We start from the raw sequence: 23,178 nt of genomic DNA on the forward strand, positions 1-23,178 counted from the left end.
CGGCCTCCGGAATAATAAAGCCGCCTTCCTCCAGGTCCCTACGGGACCCGACGGGTAGTCATGCTGCCCCCTCCGCCTCGCAAGCTCGGTGCAGGGAACCCTGACCCTTTTGGCTTAGGATGAATAAGAGAGCCCAGCCACCACAGCGTGGACATTTTTTGTGTGTTAGGAGACACCATGATCGACGAAACCTTGAAAGAGGCCACCGACAAAATGGACAAGGCGGTGGAAGTGGCCAAGGAGGATTTTTCGACGATCCGCACCGGCCGTGCCACCCCCGCATTGTTCTCGAAGGTTCTGGTGGATTACTACGGATCTCCCACCCAGCTGCAGCAGCTGGCGTCCTTCGCGACGCCTGATGCCCGTACCCTGCTGATCACCCCCTATGACGTCACTGCGCTCCGGGCCATTGAGCGGGCACTGAGCGATTCCGAGGTGGGCGCCAACCCGTCCAATGACGGCAAGGTCATCCGGGTGATCATGCCGGAGCTGACGCAGGACCGCCGCAAGGAATACGTCAAGATCGTGAAGACCAAGGGCGAAGACGCCAAGGTTTCGGTCCGGAACATCCGCCGCAAGGCCAAGGACGCCCTGGACCGCCTGGTCAAGGACGGCGAAATTGGCGAGGATGACGGCGCCCGTGCCGAGAAGGACCTCGATGCGCAGACGAAGGCCCACACCGAGGCCATCGACGATCTGCTCAAGCGCAAGGAAGCCGAGCTGCTCGAGGTCTGATGAGCAACGACCAGCCTCACAGCAAGGCTGGCGGTGCGTCCCTTGAGACTGATCCGGCAGCAAAGGCCACGGACATGAGTGCTACCGAAGGAACCGGTTCCCCTGAACCGGGAAAGCCATCCAAGCGCGGACGGGGCAAAGCGCCCAAGGCCCCGGCGAAACCTTCCAAAGCCGGGCGTAACCTGCCCGCCGCGATTGGGGTCGGCGTCGTCCTGCTCGGGGCACTGCTGGCCGGGCTGCTCTTCTTTCCCTTCGCGATCGTAGCCATCGCCACGGTCTTTGCGGCCGTGGGCGTCTGGGAGGTGAGCCGGGCGCTGGAAGTCCGGAGCATCAAGGTGCCCATGGTTCCGGTCCTGGTCGGAACCGTGGCATTGCCCTTTGCTGCCTACTTCGGCGGCAGCGAGGCCCTGGCTTTTGCCCTTGTGGCGTCCGTCGTCGCGCTCCTGCTCTGGCGCACCATCGACACCGCGGACGACGCCGTGCGCAGCATCCTCGCCGGCATTTTCGTGCTGCTCTGGGTGCCCTTCATGCTGAGCTTCGCCATGCTTTTGCTGGGGGAGCCCGGCGGCCAGGTCCGTGTTGCCGTGCTGCTGCTGCTGGTGGTTTCCAACGACACCTTCGGATACCTCGTGGGGGCAATCTTCGGAAAGCACCCGATGGCTCCCAAGATCAGTCCGAAAAAGTCCTGGGAGGGATTTGCGGGCTCGGCCGCCGGCGCCACCGTAGTGGGCATTATTGCTGCGCTCTATTTCCTGGACCAGCCGTGGTGGTTTGGCCTTGTCCTCGCTGTTGCCACGGTTGCCGCGGCAACGGCGGGAGACTTTTCCGAGTCCATGATCAAACGCGAACTCGGCGTCAAGGACATGTCCAACCTGCTGCCCGGGCACGGAGGCATCATGGACAGGCTGGACTCCGTGGTCTTTGCCTCACCCGTGGTCTTCATGCTTTCGGTGCTGCTGGTGCCTGGGGCTTAGCGGCAGCGGATTGATCCGCAGCCATCAGGCACCGGTGGCGGGCCGAACAGGTCCCTGAGGTGCGGCAACGTAGGATAGTGACAGGTTTTCCATCAGTCTCGGCAAGCGGCATGACCACAGAGGAACAGTAAGACATGGACGAAGCGCGGCAGGCCAGCGCCCCTTTCGAGCGTGTGGGGCGTCGGGAATACGGGTACAACACACGCCAGGTTGACGAGTTTCTGGCGAAGGCCCGCAGCTACTACAACGGCGAAAATCCAGCCGCAACGGCCATCACCAGCCGTAACGTCCGGTCCATGGCGTTTGATCCGGCCAAGGCCGGATACGAACCGCAGGCCGTGGACGCCGCGCTGGACCGGCTCGAAGACGTCTTTGCACAGCGTGAAAGAGATGAGTTGATTCAGGACAAGGGCGAAGAAGCCTGGCTGATGCAGATTGGCCGCACCTCGGCCGTCCTGCGGGGCCGGCTTCACCGGAAGCCCGGGGAACGGTTCCGCCGCCCCAGCCGGCGCAAGGTGCCCAGCTACAACGTGCAGGACGTCGATGCGCTCTGCAACGAACTGCTCGGATACTTTGAAAATGACAAGCCCTTGAGCGTCGACGTGGTGCGGCGTGCCGTCTTCCGCGAGGCCAAAGGCCCCGAAGGGTATGAAGAAACGCAGGTTGACGTGTTCCTTGACCGCGTTGTGGAACTGATGGCGTCGATCGACTAGCTTCGCCTGAAGGGCGGCGGAACGGCTGGTCCGCCGCCGCAGTTCCGTCCTCAGCCCCGGCGCTTAGGGGCATGCGGCCGTTCCGGCGTGTGCAGCCGTGCCAGGATCTTCGCGGCACCCGCAGGTGCGAGGTCCGGCCGCAGCCTGGAGGCCACCACGGTCATCAGAAACGCAGCGGGCACGGTCCAGGCCGCCGGTTGCTCCAGCCACACGGGCACCGGCCCGCCAGCAGTGGCCAGCACGCCGCCGGCCACCATGGCGCCTCCGCACAGCACAGCTCCGGTGACCATGCCCGCCACGGCTCCGGGGGCTGTGAGCCCCCGCCACCAGATGCCCAGCACCAGCAGGGGACACAGGGTTGATGCGGTGAAAGCGAACACCATGCCCACGCTGCCCGCCAGTGCCTGCGAGCTGGTCAGCAGCGCCAGCCCCAGGGGTACGACGGCGGCCAGAACAGCTGAGAGCCGGAACCCGCCGACACTGCCGCGGAAGAGATCCTGGCTGAGCACTCCGGCCAGTGACACTACGAGCCCGCTTGTGGTGGACAGGAAGGCCGCAAAGGCCCCCGCCGCAACCAGTGCCGACAGCAGGTCTCCCAGGGCGCCGTCGAACACCCGGCCCGGCAGCAGCAGCACTGTGGAATCTGAACCGCCGGCGGCCAGATCCGGAGTGTAGATGCGGCCGAGCACCCCATAGATGATGGGAAACACGTAGAACAGCGAGAGCAGGCCCAGCACGATCAGAGTGGTCCGCCGGGCCGAGCTTCCGTCGGGATTCGTGTAAAAACGCACCAGGACGTGCGGCAGGCCCAGGGTGCCGCAGAGCAGTGCGATGCTCAGCGATATGTTGCGGTAGAGGGACGCATGCGTCTGTGGGTCCAGCGCAGCGGCAAAGGCCGCACCGCCGTCGGTCCAGGGCAAACCTTCGCGGGAAAGCCGAAAGAGGACAAAGAGAACGGGCACCGCGATGGCCACCAGCTTGAGCCAGTATTGGAAGGCCTGGACAAAGGTGATGGAGCGCATTCCGCCGGTCATCACGCTCAGGCAGACCACCACTACCACGGCCACGGATCCCACCCATCCCGGCAGCCCGGTGGTGATCCGGATGGTCAGGGCCGCTCCGTGCAGCTGCGGCACAATGTACAGCCAGCCGACGGCGATCACCAGGAGAGTGGTGATGCGGCGGGCGGGCAGCGATTCGAGCCGGGCCTGGGCAAAGTCGGCGATGGTGTACGCCCCTGACCGGCGCAGCGGTGCGGCTACGAACAGCAGCAGCATCAGGTAGCCGGCCGTGTAGCCGATGGGGAACCAGAGGGCATCCACGCCGGAGACCAGGATCAGCCCTGCCACACCCAGGAAGCTCGCGGCCGACAGATACTCGCCGCCGATGGCTGAGGCATTCCACCACGGACGCACGGTGCGGGAGGCAACATAGAAGTCCCCGGTGGTGCGGGAAATGCGCAGCCCGTAGACACCGATCAGCAGCGTGGCGGCGGTGACCGCTGCCAGGGCCGCATAGCCTGCCGCCGGGCTCATGCCGCCCGTCCTGGATTAGAAAGCACCGGCATCAGGCGTCATCAACCAAATCCAGGAACCGCTGCTCGTTCCGGGCCGCACTGCGGACATACAGTGCGCCGCAGATGATCACCAGCGGGTATACGCCCACCCCGAGCAGGAACCAGGGCAGCGGGACAGTGAAGAGACTCAGGCCGGAAACTACCGGGAGGAACGCCAGCAGCACCGGCACGCCCAGCAGGATCACCATGAAACCCCCGCCCACCACCAGCGCGAGCCGCAGCTGGGAACGGATCAGTGAACCGATAAACAGCTCACCCACTTCGGTCTGCTCGTCCAGTTCCCGCGAGACGGTGTAGGCCGCAGCGGAAGCCGGAGCGGACCGCGCAGCCCTCACCCGCACGCGCTGCGGTTGTCCGCCGGCCGCAGGGGAAGCGTTGGTGGAGGAAGCGGAGGTGTCCGCACCGGGTTCACCGTTCATGAGCGGGCACGCACCCGGCTGGCTGAGAGCGTGCTGCGTACTCCCGGCAGGTGGCGCCTGCTGACCGGCAGTTCGGCGGATCCCACAGTGATGCCGGCGCGGCCGCCGGCTACCCGCACCTGCCGGATGTGCGCACGGGACACCAGATAGGAGCGGTGGATGCGGACAAAACCCGCCTCCGCCCACTGTTCTTCAAGCTCGGTGAGGGGAACCCGGATCAGATAGGACGCAGTGTCCGTGTGGAGCCGGGCGTAATCGCCCTGCGCCTGCACATACAGGATGTCTTCCCGGCGGATGATGCGGGTGGTGCCGCCCTGAACCACCGTGACGACGTCGCTGTCCCCGGCTGCCGCTTCCGCCACCAGGTCACAGATTCGGCGCACTGATTCAGCCAGGCGCACCGGACGGACCGGCTTGAGCAGATAGTCCACAGCGGCGAGGTCGAAGGCGGCCAGCGCCTGTTCCTCATCCGCCGTGACAAACACCAGTGCCGGCGGACGTTCCATGGCCCCCAGCACGCGCGCAATATCCAGCCCGGACAACGCCGGCATGTGAATGTCCAGGAACACCGCGTCCACGGCATGGCTTTCCACGAGTTTCAGCGCCTGGGCGCCGCTGGAGGCCCGGTGGATTTCGCCAACCCGGGAATCCTTGCCCAGGAGGAACGCCAGCTCGTTGACGGCAGGCAGTTCATCATCGGCCACAACCACGGAAATCTGCCGGGAACCGGGTTTACCAAGAGCTGACATGTGAATCAGGTTACAAGACTCGGGTGCGGTGGCCCGGCTGCGACTTGGGGATGCGCATGGTAATCAGGGTGCCGGCGCCCGGGGCGGTGTCGATGACTAGCCCGTGATCCTCGCCGTATACCTGGCGCAGTCTGACGTCGACGTTGCGCAGGCCAACGTGGTCGCCCTCAGCATGCCCGGCGAGGACGGACCGCAGATAATCGGGGTCCATGCCTACGCCGTTGTCTTCGACGGTAATGACCGCCATGGCGCCTGCATCCGTGGCCGTGATCGTGATGTGTCCCTCGCCGTCGGCGGCTTCCAGCCCGTGGCGCACCGAATTCTCGACCAGCGGCTGCAGGGACAGGAAGGGGATGACGGTGCCGAGGACCTCCTGGCCGATCTGCAGGCTGATCTTCAGGCGTTCACCGAAACGGGCACGCTCCAGGAGCAGATAGCGGTCGATCGCCTGCAGCTCTTCGGCGACAGTGGTGAAGTTTCCGCTGCGCCGGAACGTATAGCGGGTGAAATCCGCGAACTCCACCACCAGCTCCCGCGCCCGCACCGGATCCGTGGTGATGTAGGAGGCAATCGCGTTGAGCGAGTTGTAGATAAAGTGCGGGCTGATTTGCGCCCGCAGCGCGCGCACCTCCGCCTCCATCAGCAGGGTGCGTGAGGTGTCCAGCTCTGCCAGCTCCATCTGGGCAGCCACCCAGCCGGCCACGTCGTTGGCGGCCCGGACCAGTCCGGCGCTTACAGCGGGCGCAAAAACGGCCAGCGTGCCCACGGTCTGCCGGTTTACCTGCAGCGGGCACAGCAGCAGCTGTCCGGTGTCGTCGTCGAACCCCAGCGTGCGCAGTGATGCGCCGCGGAAGACCCGGGTGCGGCCGCTCTCCAGCACCGCGGCGGAGGCTGCCAGCAGCCGGGCGCGTGGGGCAGGGCCGTCCGGCAATGTTCCCTCCCAAGCCAGGACGGCAGTCGCGTCGGCAAGGATCAGCGTGTCGCAGCCCAGCAGTGCGCGCAGGTGCCGGGCGGCCTTGCCGGCGCCGGAGGCCGTGAGTCCGGTACGCAGATGGCGCGAGGCAAGGGTGGCGGTGTGGAGCGCGGCATAGGCGGCCCGTTCAGTATCAGAGCCGAGGTCCCGCTGCGAGCGGCTGAGGCGGTAGCCCAGCGCAGCGATGGCCGCCACCGTGAGCACTGCGAAGGCGCAGATCACGGCGATATCGACGGCGGGGCTGAACATGCCCTTTAGCCTAGCCGCCGGCGCCGGCAGCACCGCTCGCCGCGGCAGGCCGGACCGCTTACCGCAGGGGAATGACCGTTCAGCGAGGCAACGCCGGAGAATCTGGTGCACCGGCGCCATTCGTAGCAGGGTGATGCTGATCACAATTTGTACGTGCGTGCTGTCCGGAGCCGGTTGTCCCAAGGGACGGTTGCCGGGACGTGCCCAACTCAAGGAGGAGCGATGGCAAAACAGCAACCCGCCGGATCCGGTGCCCATGCGGCGCCGGTCGATTTCACGGAGGTTCAAAAATCTCCGGAGCTGCAGGAGCTGCGCAAGCGGCAGCGCAGTTTCATTTTCCCGATGGCCGTGGTCTTCCTGCTCTGGTACTTCGCGTACGTGCTGCTGGCGGATTACGCCCACGACTTCATGTCCACCCAGGTCTGGGGCAACATCAACATCGGGCTGATCCTGGGCCTGCTGCAGTTCGTCACAACCTTCGGCATCACCATGTGGTACGTCAGCTACGCCAACCGCCGGATGGACCCCATTGCTGCGGACCTGCGCGAAAAACTTGAGGCCAAGGGCGTCCGCCGTCCGGAGGAGACCAAATGAGCACGGTGAACATCATGGCGGCCGAGGTGTCCGCCGAGGCCGTCCGGGAAACCGGCTGGCTGAATATGCTGATCTTCGGCCTGTTTGTGGCAGTGACGCTCATTGTCGTGCTGCGGGCCAGCCGCAACAACAAAACTGCGGCCGATTACTATGCTGCAGGCCGGTCCTTCACCGGACCGCAGAACGGCACTGCCATTGCCGGCGACTACCTGTCGGCGGCGTCCTTCCTGGGCATCGTGGGAGCCATCGCCATCAACGGCTATGACGGCTTCCTCTACTCCATCGGTTTCCTGGTGGCCTGGCTGGTGGCACTGCTCCTGGTGGCCGAAATGCTCCGCAACACCGGCAAGTTCACCATGGCCGACGTGCTGTCCTTCCGCCTGAAGCAGCGCCCGGTCCGGATTGCTGCGGCCATCACCACGCTCGCCGTCTGTTTCTTCTACCTGCTGGCCCAGATGGCCGGCGCCGGCGGGCTGGTCTCCCTGCTGATGGGCATCGACTCGAAGATCGGCCAGTCCCTGGTCATCACCGTGGTTGGCGCCCTGATGATCATCTACGTACTGATCGGCGGCATGAAGGGCACCACCTGGGTGCAGATCATCAAGGCCTGCCTGCTCATTGCCGGCGCCGGCATCATGACCATCTGGGTCCTGGCGATCAATGGTTTCAACCTGTCCGAACTGCTCGGTTCCGCAGTGGAAATGTCCGGCAACCCGGAGCTCCTGAACCCGGGCCTGCAGTACGGCAAGACCGGCACCACCCGCCTGGACTTCGTGTCCCTGGGCATGGCCCTGGTGCTGGGAACTGCCGCCCTGCCGCACGTGCTGATGCGTTTCTACACAGTGCCCACGGCCAAGGAAGCCCGCCGCTCCGTGGTGTGGGCCATCTGGCTGATCGGCATCTTCTACCTGTTCACCCTGATCCTGGGCTACGGTGCCGCTGCGCTGATCCCGGCCGAGACCATCACCTCCGCTCCCGGCGGCGTGAACTCTGCGGCCCCGCTGCTGGCGTTCGCCCTCGGCGGCCCGGTGCTGCTGGGACTGATCTCCGCAGTGGCCTTCGCGACCATCCTGGCTGTGGTGGCCGGGCTCACCATCACGGCGGCGGCATCCTTTGCCCATGACATTTACGCCAACGTCATCCGCAAGGGCAAAGTGGACGCGGACGGCGAGGTTAAGGTTGCCCGCCGCACGGTGCTGGTGATCGGCGTGGTCTCCATCCTCGGCGGCATCGGCGCCCAGGGGCAGAACGTTGCCTTCCTGGTGGCCCTGGCCTTCGCCGTGGCGGCCAGCGCCAACCTGCCCACCATCCTGTACTCGCTCTACTGGCGCCGCTTCAACACCCAGGGCGCCATCTGGAGCATGTACGGCGGGCTGATCTCGGCCATTGTGCTGATCATTCTGTCGCCGGTCTTCTCCGGTGCCGAGACATCCATGGTTTCGGGGATCGACATCTCCATCTTCCCGTTGAACAACCCGGGACTGGTTTCCATCCCGCTGGCCTTCTTCCTTGGCTGGCTCGGAACTGTCCTGGGCAAGGACGACGAGTCGCCGCAGAAGCAGGCGGAAATGGAAGTCCGCTCGCTGACCGGCGTCGGCGCGGAAAAGGCAGTGGACCACTAACCCGGTCCGGCCTCAAAACGTTGGGGGGGCACCCGGGTTCCGTACTTCGGTACGGAACCCGGGTGTTTTGGGTTCAGGCTCCGGCCTCGCCGCGCTCCAGAAGCGGCGACACCCGGAAGGGAATGAGTTCGCCCATGGCGAGGTTCGTGTCGCAGCGCTCGACGCCGGGGACGGCCAGGATCGCTTTGTTCACCCGGAACAGGTCCTCGGCATCTTCGGCCACCACCCGCAGCAGGATGTCTGCATCGCCCGTCAATCCGTGCGCTTCCACCACCTCGGGGATGCCGGCCAGCTGCGCCGTAATCTCGGCGAGGCGCTGCTGCTGCACATGCACGTGAACAAAGGCCATCAGCGGATAGCCCAGGGCAGCCGGGCTGATCCGGCGCTCAAAGGACAGGAACACCGACTTCTTTTCCAGCTGCGTCAGCCGCGCCTGGACGGTGTTGCGGGAGATGCCGAGGGCGGTGGCCAGCGCAACGACAGTGCGCCGGGGATCCTTTGCCATCGCCAGAAGCAGTCGGGTGTCGGTACTGTCCAGCAGGCGCATAGTGCGAAAGATTAGCACGGCCCGCCAGCGACTCGTAGGGCATAGTGCTCAGCAATAGCGCTGATGGTTGTGCCACCTGATGAGTGTGAGTAGTGTCACACCTATCCGGGCAACGTCGCCCGGGCATCGGTTCGGTCCCGCCACCCCTGGGGCCCAACACGGAAGGATGCGTACCGACGTGTCTCTGCATACTCCTGTTCGACCCCCACATGATGCCGGCGCCACCGCGGCCGGCCCCTACGTCCAACTGGTTCGCCCCGACGGCTCCCGGACACCCTCCCCGTACGACCACTGGGTTTCCGATGTCGACGCCGATCAGCTGCGCAGCCTCTATGAGGACATGGTCGTCATCCGCCGGATCGACACGGAGGCCACAGCGCTCCAGCGCCAGGGCCAGCTGGGCCTCTGGCCGCCGCTGCTCGGCCAGGAAGCCGCCCAGATTGGCTCCGCACGCACCCTTCGCCCCAGCGACTTCGTGTTTGGCAGCTACCGTGAAAACGGCGTTGCCTGGTGCCGCGGCGTGGACCCGGAATCGCTCATGCGTGTCTGGCGCGGCAATGCCGCCGCCGGCTGGGATCCCTTCAGCGTCAACATGGCTCCCACCCAGGTAATCATCGGTGCGCAGGCACTGCATGCCGCCGGTTACGGCATGGGCGTGGTTGCGGACGGAACGGACGACGCCGTCATCACCTACTTCGGTGACGGCGCCACCAGCCAGGGAGACGTGAACGAGGCTATGGTCTTCGCGGCCAGTTTCCACACGCCCGTCGTCTTCTTCTGCTCCAACAACCAGTGGGCCATCTCCGAGCCGGTGGGGCTGCAGGCACAGGTTCCGATCGCCAATCGTGCTCCGGGCTTCGGGATTCCCTCCGTCCGGGTGGACGGCAACGATGTCCTTGCCGTTATGGCGGTGACCCGTGAAGCCCTGGACCGGGCACGCACCGGCGGCGGCCCCAGCTTCATCGAAGCCGTGACTTACCGGATGGGTCCGCACACCACCGCCGACGACCCCACCCGGTACCGTGACGCCGCCGAGCTGGAGGAATGGCGTGCCAAAGATCCCATCAGCCGGATCGAGGCGCTGCTGCGGGCCGAAGGTCACTTCACCGACGATTTCGCGGCCTCTGTGGCCGCCACGGCTGATGCCGTCGCCGCCGAACTGCGCAGCTCCTGCATCAACATGCCCGCGCCTCCGGCGCTGGACATCTTTGCCCACGTTTACGCCGAGCCCAACTCCTGGCTGGAAACCCAGCGGGCGGACTACGAACGCTACCTCGCCCTGTACGGCGCGGAGGGGGACGGCGGCACCCCGGCCGGGCACGCCGGAGCGAACGGAGAATCAGCATGAGCACCATGACATTTGGCCGGGCCATCAATGCCGGCCTGCGCGCCGCCATGGAGGCCGATCCCAAGGTGGTCCTGATGGGTGAAGACATTGGCACCCTGGGCGGAGTCTTCCGCATCACCGACGGACTCAAGAAGGATTTCGGCGGACAGCGGGTGATCGACACACCGCTGGCGGAATCCGGGATCATGGGAACCGCCGTCGGACTGGCATTCCGCGGCTACCGCCCAGTGGTGGAAATCCAGTTTGACGGGTTCATCTATCCGGCCTTCGACCAGATTGTCTGCCAGGTGGCCAAGATGCACTACCGCAGCCGCGGAACGGTCAACATGCCGCTGACCATCCGGGTGCCGTTTGGCGGCGGCATCGGTTCGCCCGAGCACCACTCGGAATCCCCGGAAGCCTATTTCACCCACACCTCGGGCCTGCGCGTTGTCAGCGTGTCCAACCCCCAGGACGCCTACACCATGATCCAGCAGGCCATCGCCTCGAATGATCCGGTGCTGTACTTCGAACCCAAGCGCCGGTACCACGTCAAGGGCGAAGTCAATGAGACGCTCGACGGCGCAATGCCGCTGGGATCGGCACGCGTTGTTGCCCAGGGCACCGACGTCACCCTGGTGACCTACGGTCCGCTGGTCATGACCGCTGTCGACGCGGCGGTGGCAGCCTCGGACGAGGGCGTTTCCGTGGAGGTCATCGACCTGAGGTCGCTGTCGCCGGTGGACTTCGCCACGGTGGAGGCATCCGTCCGCAAAACCGGGCGCCTTGTCATCACCCATGAGGCCGGCCAGTCCGGCGGCGTGGGTGCGGAGATCTCCGCCAGCATCACCGAGCGGTGCTTCGACTATCTTGAACACGCTCCCGTGCGGGTCACCGGCTTCGATGTTCCGTACCCGTCCTCCAAGCTGGAGCACCACCATCTGCCGGACCTGGACCGGATTCTGGACGGCGTGGACCGCGCCATGCGCCGGCCCAACTCGCAGAGTCCGTTCGGTGCTGCCGCCGCTCCCGCACTGGAAGGGGCCGGTCTGTGATCAAGGAATTTTTGCTGCCGGATTTGGGCGAAGGCCTCACCGAGTCTGAAATCGTCAGCTGGCACGTGGCCGTGGGCGACATCGTCACCCTGAATCAGGTCATTGCCGACGTCGAAACCGCCAAAGCCGTGGTGGAACTGCCCTCACCCTATGCCGGAAGGGTTGCCCAGCTGCATGAACAGGCCGGCACCGTGGTGGAGGTGGGCGCACCCATTGTGTCCTTCGAGGTAGCGGGAACCGATACGGGCAACGGAGGCGATGCAGGCAGCAGGGCCGGTGCGTCAGGCGCAACAGCCGAGGGCACTGCTCCTGCGACGTTCTCCCCGGAGGAACCGCAAAAGCGTACGCCCAACCTCGTGGGTTACGGCGCCGTGCCCGAAAGGACCGGCAGGCCGGCCCGCCGGCGCTGGCTGACTGACGGCCAGGCGCAGGCTCCTGCGGCTGCTGCTTCAGCACCTGCGCCAGCGCCCGCTTCGCCGAACGCCGGCGCAGCGGAGCCGGACGTCGCGGCAGAGTCTTCAGTGTCACCGACAGCTGAACGTCCGAGGTCCACCCCTCCGGTGCGCAAACTCGCCCGGGACCTGGGGATTGACCTGGCCGACATCAGCGGAACGGGTCCCCACGGTCTGATCGTCCGCTCCGACGTCACCCGTGCGGCGGTAGAAGACGCAGCCGATGTAGCCGATGTGCTGGGGGATGCGACCCAGCCGAACGTTGGCGCCCGGCTGCTGCCGCCGTCGTCGGCTGACCCGGGTCCGGCGCCCGGGGCCGGAACGTCCGGCGTACGCGAGGAACGGGTTCCCATTGCCGGGATGCGCAAACACACTGCTGCGGCCATGGTTGCCAGTGCCTTCACCGCTCCGCATGTGACCGTCTTCCTGACCGTTGATGTCACCGAGTCGATGGAGCTGCTGGCACGGCTTCGCGGGCAGGAGACGTTTGAGGGCGTCAAGCTGACCCCGTTGACACTGGCGGCAAAAGCCGTGTGCCTGGCGCTTCAGCGGCATCCGTCGCTGAATTCGCGGTGGGATGAGGCTGCCCGCGACATCGTGCAGTACCGGTACGTGAACCTCGGGATCGCGGCGGCCACGCCGCGCGGACTGATGGTTCCCAACGTCAAGGATGCCCAGGCACTGGGGCTGCGTGAGCTGGCCGCTGCACTGGGAACGCTGGCGCAGACCGCGAGGGCCGGCAAAACGACGCCGGCGGACCTTTCCGGCGGAACGTTCTCGATTTCCAATGTGGGGGTTTTCGGCATTGATGCCGGTACGCCCATCCTCAATCCCGGGGAGGCTGGCATTTTGGCGCTCGGCGCCGTCCGCCAGCAGCCCTGGGTGCATGACGGCGCGCTCGCAGTGCGCCAGGTCATGACCCTCAGCCTGTCCTTTGACCACCGGCTGGTGGACGGAGAACAGGGTGCCCGCTTCCTGAGTGATGTGGGAGCGGTGCTGGAGGAACCGGCGATGGCGCTTGCGCTGATGTAGCTCCGCAGGACAGCAGAAACCCGCAGCCCCTGGCAGGGGCTGCGGGTTTCTGTTTGGTTGTTGCCGGTGCGGCTAGCGCAGTTCGAGCTCGAGTTCGCGCACCACGGCGCCGCGGGCATTGGAGAAACCCTGGGCCTCGCCCACCACGGTGAAGCCGTACTTTTCCAGGATGGCGATGGAGCCGGCGTTGTCCGCAACAGCCCGGGCCCGGATGGGCCGCTCCGAGAATTCCTCGAGGAACTGCCCAACAGCCTTGGTGGTGATGCCCTGGCCCCAACGGTCGGTGTCAATCCAATAGCTGATCTCCGGGACGCCGCCGTCGCGGTAGGCCATGATGCCGCCAACCACGTCACCGTCGGCCACGATGGTGCGGACTGTCACGCTGGGATCGTTCAGGATGGTCTGCCAGTGGTGGTCAAACACACCGCGGTCCGACGGATTCTTGGCGGCGAACGCTGCCATATGGTTTGCACTTGGGTCCAGCTGATGGGAGAAGAATTCATCCAGGTCGGCGGGAACTACGGCACGAAGCTCAATCACAGCAGGTCTTTCTGCTCGAGGGGTTTGAATCAGACTACTAGGCATTCAGGGCGGCCCAAGCCATTGTTTCGAGGAGTGAACGAAGCCGCAGCGTCTCCCGGGGCTTCATCTTGTCGTGCAGGGTATGCGAGGTGGAGTTGATCAGTCCGAAGACCGCCTGGGCCCGGTGCCGCAGCAGCGGAAGGCCGCAGTCGGGGTGCAGGGCGGACAGTGCGTCAACCCACACCTCCACGTACTGGCGCTGGAGGGACCGCACCGTGCGTTCATCCTCGGCGGGCAGGCTGTTGAGGTCCCGGTCCTGGACCCGGATCACGTTGGCCTGTCGCAGGGCGAAGTCCACCTGGAATTCCACCAGTCCCCGCAATGCCGCTTCAGCGGTGGCGGACTCGGCCATGACAGCTTTCCCGCCCTCCAGGAGGTCCTCGCTCACTCCCACGAGCAAGGCGGACAGAACAGCGGGTTTGCCGCTGAAATGCCGGTACACGGCCGGGCCGCTGACACCGGCGGCTGCACCGAGTTCTTCAATGGAAACTCCGTTGTAGCCGCGTTCAGCGAAAAGCGAGGCAGCGGCCTCAAGCATGGCTGCCCTGCGGGATGCCTTGGCGAGGCTGCGTCCGGTGGTTCGGGCGGCGGACACAGGTTTTCCGTGTTTCGAAGGAGCTGCTGGGGTTGTTCCTTCTTTGGCTGCGTTCATGCCAACCTTTCCGGCAGATTCGATTCACAAACAGCTTCCATTGTGGTGGACAGCTGAGTTAATAACCAATAACCTGATTTGAGTTAGCCGTCATTAACTGGCGATGGAGCTTCCGGCACATGTGCCGAACAGCTGCCCGCACCAAGCAGAGAGACGTCAATGGAGACCCTTGCAACCCGGCTGGATCCCGCCTCACCCGACTACTCGACAAACGCCGTTGCCCAGGCGGAACTTGCCGAGGACCTTCGCAAACGGCTGGCGCAGGCTGCTCTGGGCGGACCGGTTCGCTCCAGGGAACGCCATGCCGCACGCGGGAAGCTGCTGCCGCGTGAACGCGTGGACCGGCTGCTGGATGAAGGAAGCCCGTTCCTGGAGATTTCGCCGCTGGCAGCCAACGGCATGTACGACGACGAGTGCCCGGGGGCAGGCCTGATCGCAGGGATCGGCCTCGTGCAGGGCCGCCACGTGATGGTGCTGTCCAATGACGCCACCGTCAAAGGCGGCACGTACTATCCGATGACGGTCAAGAAGCACCTGCGGGCCCAGGAGATTGCGCTGGAGAACCGCTTGCCGTGCATCTACCTGGTGGATTCCGGCGGTGCGTTCCTGCCCAAGCAGGACGACGTTTTCCCGGACCGGGAGCATTTTGGCCGGATCTTTTTCAATCAGGCACAGATGTCCGCCCGGAAGATCCCGCAGATTTCCGCGGTGCTGGGTTCCTGCACCGCCGGCGGGGCCTACGTCCCGGCCATGAGCGATGAAACCGTGATCGTGCGCAACCAGGGCACCATCTTCCTCGGCGGGCCGCCCCTGGTGAAGGCAGCCATCGGCGAAATCGTCACCGCTGAAGAACTTGGCGGCGGAGACCTGCACTCGCGTATCAGCGGCGTGACCGATCATCTGGCCGACAATGACGCCCACGCACTGGAAATCGTGCGCACCATCGTGGAAACCCTGCCCGAACAAACCCCGGCCTGGGAAATCCTGCCGACCCGGCCGCCGTCGTACTCCGAAGAGGAGATCTACGGGGCGGTGCCCGCGGACCTGCAGACCCCCTATGACGTGCGGGAACTGATCGCCCGCCTGGTGGACGGCAGCGAGTTCTCCGAGTTCAAGAAGGAATACGGCGCCACCCTTGTCACCGGTTTTGCCCGGCTGCACGGACACCGCGTGGGCATCGTGGCCAACAACGGGGTCCTGTTCTCCGAATCCGCCCTCAAGGGCGCGCACTTCATAGAGCTGTGCGACCAGCGCGGCATCCCGCTGATCTTCCTGCAGAACATCTCCGGCTTCATGGTGGGCCGGGACTACGAGGCCGGCGGCATTGCCAAGAACGGCGCCAAAATGGTCACCGCCGTCGCCACCGCCCGGGTTCCCAAGCTCACCGTGATTGTGGGCGGCTCCTTCGGTGCCGGCAACTACTCGATGTGCGGCCGCGCCTACTCACCGCGCTTTCTGTGGATGTGGCCCGCCGCCCGCATCTCGGTCATGGGGGGAGCACAGGCCTCCTCGGTCCTGGCCACCGTCAAGCGCGACCAGCTTGAAGCCCGCGGCGAGGAATGGGCCGCGGACGCCGAAGAAGCATTCAAGGCACCCATCCGCGACACCTACGAAACCCAGGGCAGCCCGTACTACTCCACGGCCCGGCTGTGGGATGACGGCGTCATCGACCCGGCGGACACCCGCACCGTCCTGGGCCTGGCCCTGGACGTCTGCGCCAACGCCCCGCTGCCGGAGACCTCCTTCGGCCTCTTCCGGATGTGAGCCACTAATGACTGAACAGCGCTTTGACACCGTCCTGGTAGCCAACCGCGGCGAAATTGCGTGCCGCATCATCGCCACGCTGCGGCGGATGGGCATTCGTTCCGCTGCCGTTTACAGCGACGACGACGCCGGCGCCCGCCATGTGCGTGAAGCGGACGTTGCGGTGCGGCTGGGTCCGGCCGCGCCGCGCGAGAGCTACCTCAACGTGGAGGCCGTCCTGGCCGCCTGCCGTGCCGCCGGCGCGCAGGCGGTCCATCCCGGCTACGGCTTCCTCAGCGAGTCCCTGGATTTCGCCCGCGCGCTGGAGGAGGCGGGAATCGTGTTCATCGGCCCCGGGGTAAAGGCCCTGGAACTGATGGGGGACAAGATCCGGTCCAAGAACCATGTCTCCTCCCACGGGGTTCCCGTGGTTCCCGGCATCGCCGAGCCCGGCCTGACCGATGAGCAGCTCATCGCCGCAGCGGCCGGGGTGGGGTTCCCGCTGCTGATCAAGCCCTCCGCCGGCGGGGGCGGCAAGGGCATGCATGTGGTGGAGCAGGCGGATCAGCTCCCTGCCGTGCTGCCCACCGCACGCCGGGTGGCGGCTTCGGCCTTCGGCGATGACACCCTCTTTCTGGAACGGCTGGTCGCGGTGCCCCGGCACATCGAGGTCCAGATCCTGGCGGACACGCACGGCAACGTCATTCACTTGGGGGAGCGGGAGTGCTCGCTGCAGCGCCGGCACCAGAAAGTCATTGAGGAAGCGCCCTCCGTCCTGCTGGATGAGGCCACGCGTGCCCGCATCGGAGAGGCCGCGTGCGACGCCGCCCGGTCGGTGGATTACACCGGTGCCGGCACGGTGGAGTTCCTGGTCTCTGATGCCGCGCCGGGTGAGTTCTTCTTCATGGAGATGAACACCCGGCTCCAGGTGGAGCATCCGGTGACTGAAATGGTGACCGGACTGGATCTGGTGGAATGGCAGGTGCGCATTGCCGCCGGAGAAAAGCTGGACCTGGACCAGGGTGACGTCCGCCTGGACGGGCACGCCGTGGAGGCACGGGTCTACGCCGAAAATCCCGCCCGTGACTTCCTGCCCACTTCCGGGCGGGTGCATGTCCTGCAGGAGCCGGCGGGGGAGGGCATCCGGGTGGATTCCTCCCTGCTGCCCGGCCTGAGGGTGTCTTCCAGCTACGATCCGATGCTGGCGAAGATCATCGCCTGGGGGCCGGACCGGGACACCGCACTGCGCCGGCTGGACGCGGCTCTGGCACAGACGGTCATCCTGGGCATCGGCACCAACATTGAATACCTGCGCCTGCTGATTAATGACCCGGACGTGCGGGCAGGGCGCCTGGATACCACCATGATCGAGCGCAAGCTTCCGGACCTGGATTTCCGCCGGCCCGGCGAGGCTGAACTGGCTGCCGCAGCACTGGCGACGGCGGAGGATCTCGCGGCGGGACCGTCTCCCTGGGGCCGGGCCGACGGCTGGCGGCTGGGGGTGCGGGCACCGCTGACCCTCGTGTTCGCCGCGGCGGATCCCGAGCTGCCCGACGACGTCGTCATCCTCCGCGGCAATGCCTCCGACGCTGCGGTCACCGTCAACGGCGGACCCGAGCGCAGCGCCTCGCTGCGCCGGGACGGGCACCATGCCCTGGTGACGCTGAACGGCGTCATATATCCGCTGATGCTGGCCTCTCTTCCCGGCGAGGACGGTGCAACGCCGACCCTGTGGACCGCCGATGCCGGTTACGCCGCACCCCTGCGGCGCAGGACCCGGACTGAACTGCTGGCCGCGGACCGGGCGTCGGCCGGCAGGGCCGAAGGCGCTGCCGATCCGGTGCTGCGCTCGCCGATGCCCGGCACCGTGGTGGCCGTGGCAGTGGCCGACGGCGACAGGGTCACCGCCGGCCAGCCGCTGCTCAGCGTGGAAGCGATGAAGATGGAGCACCAGCTTGTTGCTCCGGCAGGCGGCGTCGTCTCCCTCAACCTGCGCCCCGGTGACCTGGTCAAGGCCGACCAGGTGCTGGCCGTGGTAACGCCCGATCCTGAACCTGCTGAACCTGAAGAACCCGCAGCGCCCGAAGAACCCGTAGCATCCCCGGCCGCAGCTTCCGCCGCCGGGACCGCCGAACCGCTCGAAGGAGCAGGACATGCCTGATTTTGAACTGAGTGAGGATTACCAGGACCTGGTGGACATGGTCCGTGACTTCGCGGACACCGTGGTGGCCCCCGTCTCCGCCCAGCACGACGAGGAACACAGCTTCCCCTACAAGGTGGTGGCGCAGATGGGCGAGATGGGGTTGTTCGGCCTGCCGTTCCCGGAGGAATACGGCGGCATGGGCGGCGACTACTTTGCCCTCGCCCTGGCGCTGGAGCAGCTGGCCCGGGTGGACCAGTCGGTGGCCATCACCCTGGAGGCCGGCGTTTCCCTGGGCGCCATGCCCGTCTACCGGTTCGGCACCGAGGAGCAGAAGCAGCAGTGGCTGCCCATGCTGGCCTCCGGTGAAGCGCTCGCCGGCTTTGGCCTGACGGAGTCCGAAGCCGGCTCCGATGCCGGCGGCACCCGGACCAAGGCCTACCGGGACAACGGAGAATGGGTGATCAACGGAAGCAAGCAGTTCATCACCAACTCCGGCACCGACATCACGCGCCTGGTCACCGTCACTGCCGTCACCGGCACCTCCGAAGTCCCGGACGGGCAGGGCGGAACCCGGGTCAAGAAGCAGATCTCCACCATCATGGTCCCCACTGACACGCCGGGATTCACCGCGGAAAAGGCCTATAACAAGGTCGGCTGGAACGCCTCGGACACCCATCCGCTGACGCTGGAGAACGTGCGCGTCCCGGAAGCAAACCTGCTCGGCGCCGAGGGACGCGGTTATGCGAACTTCCTGCAGATCCTCGATGAAGGGCGCATCGCCATCGCCGCCCTGGCCACGGGAGCGGCACAGGGCTGCGTGGAGGAGTCCCTGCGCTACGCCAGGGAGCGGGAGCAGTTCGGCGCCGCCATCGGCACCAACCAGGCTATTTCCTTCAAGATCGCCCGCATGCAGACCCGCGCCCACACCGCCCGTCTGGCCTACTATGACGCAGCGGCGCGGATGCTGGCCGGCAAGCCGTTCAAGACCCAGGCTGCCATGGCCAAGCTGGTTGCCGGTGAGGCGGCCATGGACAACGCCCGCGACGCCACGCAGATTTTCGGCGGCTACGGCTTCATCAACGAGTACCGTGTGGCCCGGCATTACCGCGATTCCAAGATCCTGGAAGTCGGCGAGGGCACCACAGAGGTCCAGTTGATGCTCATTGCCCGCGAACTGGGGCTCTAGGATAGGCGGAACACTCCGGTGGGGTGCAGGTCAGGTTGGTCAAGGACGATTAACGAACGGACAAATTCATGATTGACAAGGTGATAGCCACGGCCGCCGAAGCCGTGGCAGATATCCCCGACGGCGCGTCGCTGGCTGTGGGAGGCTTTGGGCTGTGCGGGATCCCCGTGGCGCTGATCGACGCCCTGCATGATCAGGGGGCCACCGACCTGGAAACGGTGAGCAACAACTGCGGCGTGGATGACTGGGGCCTGGGCCGGCTCCTCGCCGATCACCGCATCCGCCGCACGGTGAGTTCCTACGTCGGAGAGAACAAGGAGTTCGCCCGCCAGTTTTTGGCCGGGGAGCTGGAAGTCGTTCTGACGCCGCAGGGCACCCTGGCTGAAAAGCTGCGGGCCGGCGGCGCCGGAATTCCCGCCTTCTATACGAGCGCCGGAGTGGGCACGCAGGTGAGCGAGGGCGGTTTGCCGCAGCGGTACGACGCCGACGGCGGGGTTGTGCAGGCATCGGAGCCCAAGGAGGTGCGCACCTTCCGGGACGCTCCGTTTGTGCTGGAAGAATCCCTCACTCCGGACTACGCCCTGGTCCATGCCTGGAAGGGGGACCGGCACGGAAACCTGGTGTTCTCCGCCACCGCCATGAACTTCAACCCGCTCTGCGCCATGGCCGGGCAGATCACCATCGCCGAAGTTGAAGAGCTGGTGGAACCCGGAGAACTGGACCCTGCATCCGTCCACGTTCCCGGAATCTTTGTCCAGCGCGTGGTTGAGGTGGGGCCGGGAGAAAAACGCATTGAAAAACGCACCGTGACCCCGGCAGCTGCCTCAACTTCCCCGAAGGAGGCCTGACATGGCCCTGACCCGTGAAGAACTGGCCGCCCGGGTGGCCCGCGAACTGGAAAACGGACAGTACGTCAACCTCGGCATCGGCATGCCCACCCTCATCCCCAACTACATTCCCGGGGGAGTGGAAGTGGTGCTGCACTCCGAAAACGGTGTGCTCGGCGTCGGGCCCTATCCGCTGGAAGAAGACCTGAACCCGGACCTGATCAACGCCGGCAAGGAAACCGTGACGGTGAACGCCGGTGCCTCGTTCTTCGATTCCGCGGCCTCGTTTGGCATGGTCCGCGGCGGGCACGTGGATGTGGCCGTGCTGGGAGCCATGGAAGTGGCTGCCAACGGAGACCTGGCCAACTGGATGATTCCCGGCAAGATGGTCAAGGGGATGGGCGGGGCCATGGATCTGGTGTTCGGCGCCAAGCGGCTGATCGTGATGATGGACCATACGGACCGCAGCGGCAATCCGAAAATCGTCTCTGAATGCTCCCTGCCGCTGACCGGCCGAGCCTGCGTGAACCTGATCGTCACCGACCTCGCCGTCATCGAGGTGGGTCCGGAGGGACTGATGCTGCGCGAAACAGCGCCCGGAGTGAGCGTGGACGAAGTCCTTGCGGCCACCGGTGCACCTCTGGAGGTTCGCCTTGACGTATGAGGAACCGGACGCCGGAACCGAGGAGCGGGCCATGGCGCCACGTGTCGTTGAGCAGCGCGGTCTTTGGTTTGAGGAGTTCGAGCCGGGCACGGTGTACCGGCACCGGCCGGGCCGCACCGTCACCGAGGCGGACAACGTCCTGTTCACCACCCTGACCATGAACGCCCAGGGACTGCACCTGGACGCTGCCTACAGTGCGGACCAGCCGTTTGGACAGCGGCTCGTGAACTCCATGTTTACCCTGGCCACCATGGTGGGACAGTCCGTGGGGCAGCTGACCCAGGGCACTCTCGTGGCGCAGCTGGGACTGGGGGATATCAGCTTCCCGCATCCGCTGTTCCACGGCGACACCCTGTATACGGAAACCGAGGTACTGGACAAGCGGCTCTCCGGTTCCCGGCCGGGGCAGGGGATTGTCACCCTGGCCCACACGGGCAGGAACCAGGACGGCGAGGTGGTGGGACGGTGTACCCGGACCGCCCTGGTGTGGACCCGGGCCGCCGGAACGGGCGCTGAGATAGGTTGAAGCAACGAACCAAACTCAAGGAGATCTCCGCGTGACTACATTCCCCATGGGACCTGCACTGCTTTTCTGCCCGGCGGACCGGCCGGAACGGTTCGCCAAGGCGGCCGACCGGGCAGATGCCGTGATCCTGGATCTGGAAGACGCCGTCGCACCCGCAGACAAGGACGCCGCCCGCAGGAACCTCATCGCCTCCACTCTTGATCCGGCCACCACCATGGTGCGCGTGAATCCCGTGGGAACCGAGGACTTCGAAAAGGATCTTGCGGCCGTGCGGCAAACCCCGTACCGGACCCTGATGGTCGCCAAATCCGAAGACGCTTCCGCCATGGGGCAGGCGCTCGCCGACTTCACCGTCGTCGCGCTGCTGGAAACCGCCCTGGGCGTGGTCCGGGCGGCAGAGATTGCCCAGCTTTCCTGTGTTGCCGCTCTGATGTGGGGCGCCGAGGACCTGATGGCGTCCCTGGGCGGAGACTCCAGCCGCGGTCCGGACGGCACCTACCGCGGTGTTGCCCTGCACGCCCGCGCTGCCGTGCTGCTGGCCGCCGGCGCGTTCGGCAAGGGAGCCATCGATTCGATCTACGGCAACATTGCGGATACCCGGGGACTGGAAGTGGAAGCGCGCGACGCCGTGGCTTCCGGATTCGCTGCGAAGGCCTGCATCCATCCCGGGCAGGTGGCGGCGGTCCGGTCTGCCTATGCGCCGTCCGCAGATGAGGTGGCTTATGCCGCGGATGTGATTGCCGAAGCCGCTAACCACGGAGGAGTCTTTAACTTTCGCGGCGAGATGATCGACGGCCCGTTGCTGAAGCAGGCACGCCAGACCCTGGACCGGGCCGGCCGCTGATCCTGTCCCCACCTTCGCCGGCTCAGATGCCTGTGTACGACTGCGGTACCTGAACCGGATTTGCGATGTCCACCCGGGACACCTGCGGTGCGCTGCGCTACCTTCGAAAGATGCGCATAGTCATTGCAGGAGCCCATGGACAGATTGCCCGCGAACTGGGCCGGTTGCTCGTCGCCCATGACCACGATGTGGCCGGTCTGATCCGCAACCCCGATCAGGCAGGGGACCTTGAGGCCGACGGAGTGGCACCAGTGGTGATCGATCTGGAGAACAGCATCCTGGACGATGTCATCCAGGTGCTGACCGGAGCCGATGCGGCCGTGTTCGCCGCCGGTGCGGGACCGGGCAGCGGGGCGGAGCGGAAGGACAGCGTTGACCGGGGCGCCGCTGTACTGCTGGCCGAGGGAGCAGAGCAGGCCGGTGTGGTCCGGTTCGTTCAAATCTCCTCCGTGGGATTGGACGCGGTCCGCGACGGTGCCAGACCGGAGGGTCTGGACGACGTCATGTATGCCTACCTCACCGCAAAGCTGGCAGCCGAGGAGGACCTGATGACCCGGGACCTGGACTGGACCATTCTTCGGCCCGGCCGGCTGACGAATGACCCGGCCGTGGGGCGGGTGGATCTGGCGCCCTCGGTGGAGCAGGGCAGCATTCCCCGGCACGACGTCGCCGCCGTCCTGGCGGAGCTGATCAACAGCGGCCGCGGAAGCCGGCAGATCCTGGAAGTGGCGTCCGGAACGTCGAACATTCCGGACGCTGTGGCGTCGCTGCCCATCACTCTCTAGCGGCGTTCCTGCGCTGTCAGGCCACGTGTGCGCAGATATGGTGACTACGAACGCCGCCAAAGCTGCACCCTCGTTGGCTGTGCCGGATCTCTCGTGCAGATAACGGGCCTTGCCAAAATCCTTCGTGCAGATCAGGGGCTTATTCGGGCCGAATACCCATGAATGGGCCCGTTATCTGCACGAAGGATTGGTGCGGTGCCTGTTTGAGC

23 protein-coding genes are annotated in these 23,178 nt (G+C 65.8%); 16 read left to right on the plus strand and 7 right to left on the minus strand.

The features are described from left to right. Window positions 1-177: 177 nt before the first annotated feature. From frr to KG104_RS05860, 3 genes are all read left to right on the plus strand, one after another. Entirely contained in the window at window positions 178-735 is a 558-nt protein-coding gene (gene frr, locus KG104_RS05850; RefSeq protein ID WP_104055345.1) for a ribosome recycling factor, read from the plus strand. A gap of 74 nt (window positions 736-809) precedes the next feature. Beyond that, a complete protein-coding gene (locus KG104_RS05855) occupies window positions 810-1,709 on the plus strand; it encodes a phosphatidate cytidylyltransferase (protein ID WP_237686998.1) in 900 nt (299 codons plus the stop codon). 134 nt (window positions 1,710-1,843) lie between these two features. Then, window positions 1,844-2,422 carry a DivIVA domain-containing protein gene (locus KG104_RS05860; protein ID WP_104055347.1) on the plus strand — a complete coding sequence of 193 codons (579 nt, stop codon included), beginning with the start codon at window positions 1,844-1,846 and terminating at the stop codon, window positions 2,420-2,422. 50 nt (window positions 2,423-2,472) lie between these two features. Here KG104_RS05860 and KG104_RS05865 read toward each other — a convergent pair whose 3' ends face one another. Genes KG104_RS05865 through KG104_RS05880 form a run of 4 tightly spaced genes read right to left on the minus strand, consistent with a single transcriptional unit; the run spans window position 2,473 to window position 6,388 of the window. Continuing rightward, complete coding sequence (locus KG104_RS05865) at window positions 2,473-3,957, minus strand: sodium/solute symporter (protein ID WP_207347547.1); 1,485 nt, start codon at window positions 3,955-3,957, stop codon at window positions 2,473-2,475. Window positions 3,958-3,988: 31 nt separating this feature from the next. Next, window positions 3,989-4,417: a DUF485 domain-containing protein gene (locus KG104_RS05870; RefSeq protein WP_237686999.1), complete on the minus strand. Its 429-nt coding sequence runs from the start codon at window positions 4,415-4,417 to the stop codon at window positions 3,989-3,991. After that, window positions 4,414-5,166 (minus strand): LytR/AlgR family response regulator transcription factor, encoded by a 753-nt coding sequence (locus KG104_RS05875; protein WP_207347548.1) that lies wholly within the window; start codon window positions 5,164-5,166, stop codon window positions 4,414-4,416. The genes KG104_RS05870 and KG104_RS05875 overlap by 4 nt, the downstream gene beginning before the upstream one ends. A gap of 10 nt (window positions 5,167-5,176) precedes the next feature. Further along, a complete protein-coding gene (locus KG104_RS05880) occupies window positions 5,177-6,388 on the minus strand; it encodes a sensor histidine kinase (RefSeq protein ID WP_207347549.1) in 1,212 nt (403 codons plus the stop codon). Between the two features lie 222 nt (window positions 6,389-6,610). Here KG104_RS05880 and KG104_RS05885 point away from each other — a divergent pair, with 222 nt between their 5' ends. Together KG104_RS05885 and KG104_RS05890 are read left to right on the plus strand one after the other, a co-directional pair. Next, window positions 6,611-6,982 (plus strand): DUF485 domain-containing protein, encoded by a 372-nt coding sequence (locus KG104_RS05885; protein ID WP_104055351.1) that lies wholly within the window; start codon window positions 6,611-6,613, stop codon window positions 6,980-6,982. A 14-nt stretch (window positions 6,983-6,996) separates the two neighbouring features. Then, complete coding sequence (locus tag KG104_RS05890) at window positions 6,997-8,604, plus strand: solute symporter family protein (protein WP_372434155.1); 1,608 nt, start codon at window positions 6,997-6,999, stop codon at window positions 8,602-8,604. 73 nt (window positions 8,605-8,677) lie between these two features. On the opposite strand, the gene KG104_RS05895 is transcribed toward KG104_RS05890, so the two are convergent. Beyond that, window positions 8,678-9,151, minus strand: coding sequence for an Lrp/AsnC family transcriptional regulator (locus tag KG104_RS05895; RefSeq protein ID WP_104055353.1), 474 nt, complete (start codon window positions 9,149-9,151; stop codon window positions 8,678-8,680). A 166-nt stretch (window positions 9,152-9,317) separates the two neighbouring features. On the opposite strand from KG104_RS05895, the gene pdhA reads away from it, so the two are divergent. The 3 genes from pdhA to KG104_RS05910 are packed head-to-tail and all read left to right on the plus strand — an operon-like array spanning window position 9,318 to window position 13,017. After that, the gene (pdhA, locus tag KG104_RS05900) at window positions 9,318-10,499 is read left to right on the plus strand and encodes a pyruvate dehydrogenase (acetyl-transferring) E1 component subunit alpha (RefSeq protein ID WP_207347550.1); all 1,182 of its coding nucleotides are present in this window, start codon (window positions 9,318-9,320) and stop codon (window positions 10,497-10,499) included. Further along, the gene (locus KG104_RS05905; protein ID WP_207347551.1) at window positions 10,496-11,533 is read left to right on the plus strand and encodes an alpha-ketoacid dehydrogenase subunit beta; all 1,038 of its coding nucleotides are present in this window, start codon (window positions 10,496-10,498) and stop codon (window positions 11,531-11,533) included. The genes pdhA and KG104_RS05905 overlap by 4 nt, the downstream gene beginning before the upstream one ends. Then, the gene (locus tag KG104_RS05910; protein WP_207347552.1) at window positions 11,530-13,017 is read left to right on the plus strand and encodes a dihydrolipoamide acetyltransferase family protein; all 1,488 of its coding nucleotides are present in this window, start codon (window positions 11,530-11,532) and stop codon (window positions 13,015-13,017) included. The genes KG104_RS05905 and KG104_RS05910 overlap by 4 nt, the downstream gene beginning before the upstream one ends. A gap of 72 nt (window positions 13,018-13,089) precedes the next feature. On the opposite strand, the gene KG104_RS05915 is transcribed toward KG104_RS05910, so the two are convergent. Together KG104_RS05915 and KG104_RS05920 are read right to left on the minus strand one after the other, a co-directional pair. Further along, complete coding sequence (locus KG104_RS05915; RefSeq protein ID WP_104055357.1) at window positions 13,090-13,557, minus strand: GNAT family N-acetyltransferase; 468 nt, start codon at window positions 13,555-13,557, stop codon at window positions 13,090-13,092. A 37-nt stretch (window positions 13,558-13,594) separates the two neighbouring features. Further along, window positions 13,595-14,251: a TetR/AcrR family transcriptional regulator gene (locus KG104_RS05920; RefSeq protein ID WP_104055358.1), complete on the minus strand. Its 657-nt coding sequence runs from the start codon at window positions 14,249-14,251 to the stop codon at window positions 13,595-13,597. A gap of 159 nt (window positions 14,252-14,410) precedes the next feature. Between KG104_RS05920 and KG104_RS05925 the strand changes: the two genes are divergently transcribed. The 8 genes from KG104_RS05925 (at window position 14,411) to KG104_RS05960 (ending at window position 22,969) form a co-directional block, all read left to right on the plus strand. Next, window positions 14,411-16,015, plus strand: a complete 1,605-nt coding sequence (locus KG104_RS05925) for a carboxyl transferase domain-containing protein (protein WP_104055359.1) — start codon at window positions 14,411-14,413, stop codon at window positions 16,013-16,015. Window positions 16,016-16,022: 7 nt separating this feature from the next. After that, window positions 16,023-18,155 carry an acetyl/propionyl/methylcrotonyl-CoA carboxylase subunit alpha gene (locus KG104_RS05930; RefSeq protein WP_237687000.1) on the plus strand — a complete coding sequence of 711 codons (2,133 nt, stop codon included), beginning with the start codon at window positions 16,023-16,025 and terminating at the stop codon, window positions 18,153-18,155. Next, window positions 18,148-19,323: an acyl-CoA dehydrogenase family protein gene (locus KG104_RS05935; protein ID WP_104055361.1), complete on the plus strand. Its 1,176-nt coding sequence runs from the start codon at window positions 18,148-18,150 to the stop codon at window positions 19,321-19,323. Before KG104_RS05930 ends, KG104_RS05935 begins: the two co-directional genes overlap by 8 nt. 68 nt (window positions 19,324-19,391) lie before the next feature. Continuing rightward, on the plus strand, window positions 19,392-20,171 hold the full coding sequence (locus KG104_RS05940; protein ID WP_207347554.1) for a CoA transferase subunit A: 780 nt from the start codon (window positions 19,392-19,394) through the stop codon (window positions 20,169-20,171). Between the two features lies 1 nt (window position 20,172). Further along, the gene (locus KG104_RS05945) at window positions 20,173-20,814 is read left to right on the plus strand and encodes a 3-oxoacid CoA-transferase subunit B (RefSeq protein WP_207347555.1); all 642 of its coding nucleotides are present in this window, start codon (window positions 20,173-20,175) and stop codon (window positions 20,812-20,814) included. A 31-nt stretch (window positions 20,815-20,845) separates the two neighbouring features. Beyond that, window positions 20,846-21,340, plus strand: a complete 495-nt coding sequence (locus KG104_RS05950; protein ID WP_104055578.1) for a MaoC family dehydratase — start codon at window positions 20,846-20,848, stop codon at window positions 21,338-21,340. A 46-nt stretch (window positions 21,341-21,386) separates the two neighbouring features. Beyond that, window positions 21,387-22,184, plus strand: a complete 798-nt coding sequence (locus tag KG104_RS05955; RefSeq protein WP_207347659.1) for an HpcH/HpaI aldolase/citrate lyase family protein — start codon at window positions 21,387-21,389, stop codon at window positions 22,182-22,184. A gap of 65 nt (window positions 22,185-22,249) precedes the next feature. After that, window positions 22,250-22,969 carry an SDR family oxidoreductase gene (locus KG104_RS05960; protein WP_237685409.1) on the plus strand — a complete coding sequence of 240 codons (720 nt, stop codon included), beginning with the start codon at window positions 22,250-22,252 and terminating at the stop codon, window positions 22,967-22,969. Window positions 22,970-23,178: the final 209 nt, after the last annotated feature.

It is taken from the genome of Arthrobacter sunyaminii, from assembly GCF_018866305.1.
In the GTDB taxonomy this organism is placed as follows: domain Bacteria; phylum Actinomycetota; class Actinomycetes; order Actinomycetales; family Micrococcaceae; genus Arthrobacter_B; species Arthrobacter_B sunyaminii.

Excerpts from the sequence above, each read along its gene's own strand:
- KG104_RS05940 (WP_207347554.1), top strand. The coding sequence starts at position 19,392 with ATGATTGACAAGGTGATAGCCACGGCCGCCGAAGCCGTGGCAGATATC.
- frr (WP_104055345.1), top strand. The coding sequence starts at position 178 with ATGATCGACGAAACCTTGAAAGAGGCCACCGACAAAATGGACAAGGCG.
- KG104_RS05920 (WP_104055358.1), bottom strand. The coding sequence starts at position 14,251 with ATGAACGCAGCCAAAGAAGGAACAACCCCAGCAGCTCCTTCGAAACAC.
- KG104_RS05935 (WP_104055361.1), top strand. The coding sequence starts at position 18,148 with ATGCCTGATTTTGAACTGAGTGAGGATTACCAGGACCTGGTGGACATG.
- KG104_RS05870 (WP_237686999.1), bottom strand. The coding sequence starts at position 4,417 with ATGAACGGTGAACCCGGTGCGGACACCTCCGCTTCCTCCACCAACGCT.
- KG104_RS05960 (WP_237685409.1), top strand. The coding sequence starts at position 22,250 with ATGTCCACCCGGGACACCTGCGGTGCGCTGCGCTACCTTCGAAAGATG.
- KG104_RS05955 (WP_207347659.1), top strand. The coding sequence starts at position 21,387 with ATGGGACCTGCACTGCTTTTCTGCCCGGCGGACCGGCCGGAACGGTTC.
- KG104_RS05945 (WP_207347555.1), top strand. The coding sequence starts at position 20,173 with ATGGCCCTGACCCGTGAAGAACTGGCCGCCCGGGTGGCCCGCGAACTG.
- KG104_RS05895 (WP_104055353.1), bottom strand. The coding sequence starts at position 9,151 with ATGCGCCTGCTGGACAGTACCGACACCCGACTGCTTCTGGCGATGGCA.
- KG104_RS05905 (WP_207347551.1), top strand. The coding sequence starts at position 10,496 with ATGAGCACCATGACATTTGGCCGGGCCATCAATGCCGGCCTGCGCGCC.
- KG104_RS05865 (WP_207347547.1), bottom strand. The coding sequence starts at position 3,957 with ATGAGCCCGGCGGCAGGCTATGCGGCCCTGGCAGCGGTCACCGCCGCC.
- KG104_RS05860 (WP_104055347.1), top strand. The coding sequence starts at position 1,844 with ATGGACGAAGCGCGGCAGGCCAGCGCCCCTTTCGAGCGTGTGGGGCGT.
- KG104_RS05880 (WP_207347549.1), bottom strand. The coding sequence starts at position 6,388 with ATGTTCAGCCCCGCCGTCGATATCGCCGTGATCTGCGCCTTCGCAGTG.
- pdhA (WP_207347550.1), top strand. The coding sequence starts at position 9,318 with ATGCGTACCGACGTGTCTCTGCATACTCCTGTTCGACCCCCACATGAT.
- KG104_RS05875 (WP_207347548.1), bottom strand. The coding sequence starts at position 5,166 with ATGTCAGCTCTTGGTAAACCCGGTTCCCGGCAGATTTCCGTGGTTGTG.
- KG104_RS05930 (WP_237687000.1), top strand. The coding sequence starts at position 16,023 with ATGACTGAACAGCGCTTTGACACCGTCCTGGTAGCCAACCGCGGCGAA.
- KG104_RS05950 (WP_104055578.1), top strand. The coding sequence starts at position 20,846 with ATGGCGCCACGTGTCGTTGAGCAGCGCGGTCTTTGGTTTGAGGAGTTC.
- KG104_RS05855 (WP_237686998.1), top strand. The coding sequence starts at position 810 with ATGAGTGCTACCGAAGGAACCGGTTCCCCTGAACCGGGAAAGCCATCC.
- KG104_RS05885 (WP_104055351.1), top strand. The coding sequence starts at position 6,611 with ATGGCAAAACAGCAACCCGCCGGATCCGGTGCCCATGCGGCGCCGGTC.
- KG104_RS05925 (WP_104055359.1), top strand. The coding sequence starts at position 14,411 with ATGGAGACCCTTGCAACCCGGCTGGATCCCGCCTCACCCGACTACTCG.
- KG104_RS05890 (WP_372434155.1), top strand. The coding sequence starts at position 6,997 with ATGGCGGCCGAGGTGTCCGCCGAGGCCGTCCGGGAAACCGGCTGGCTG.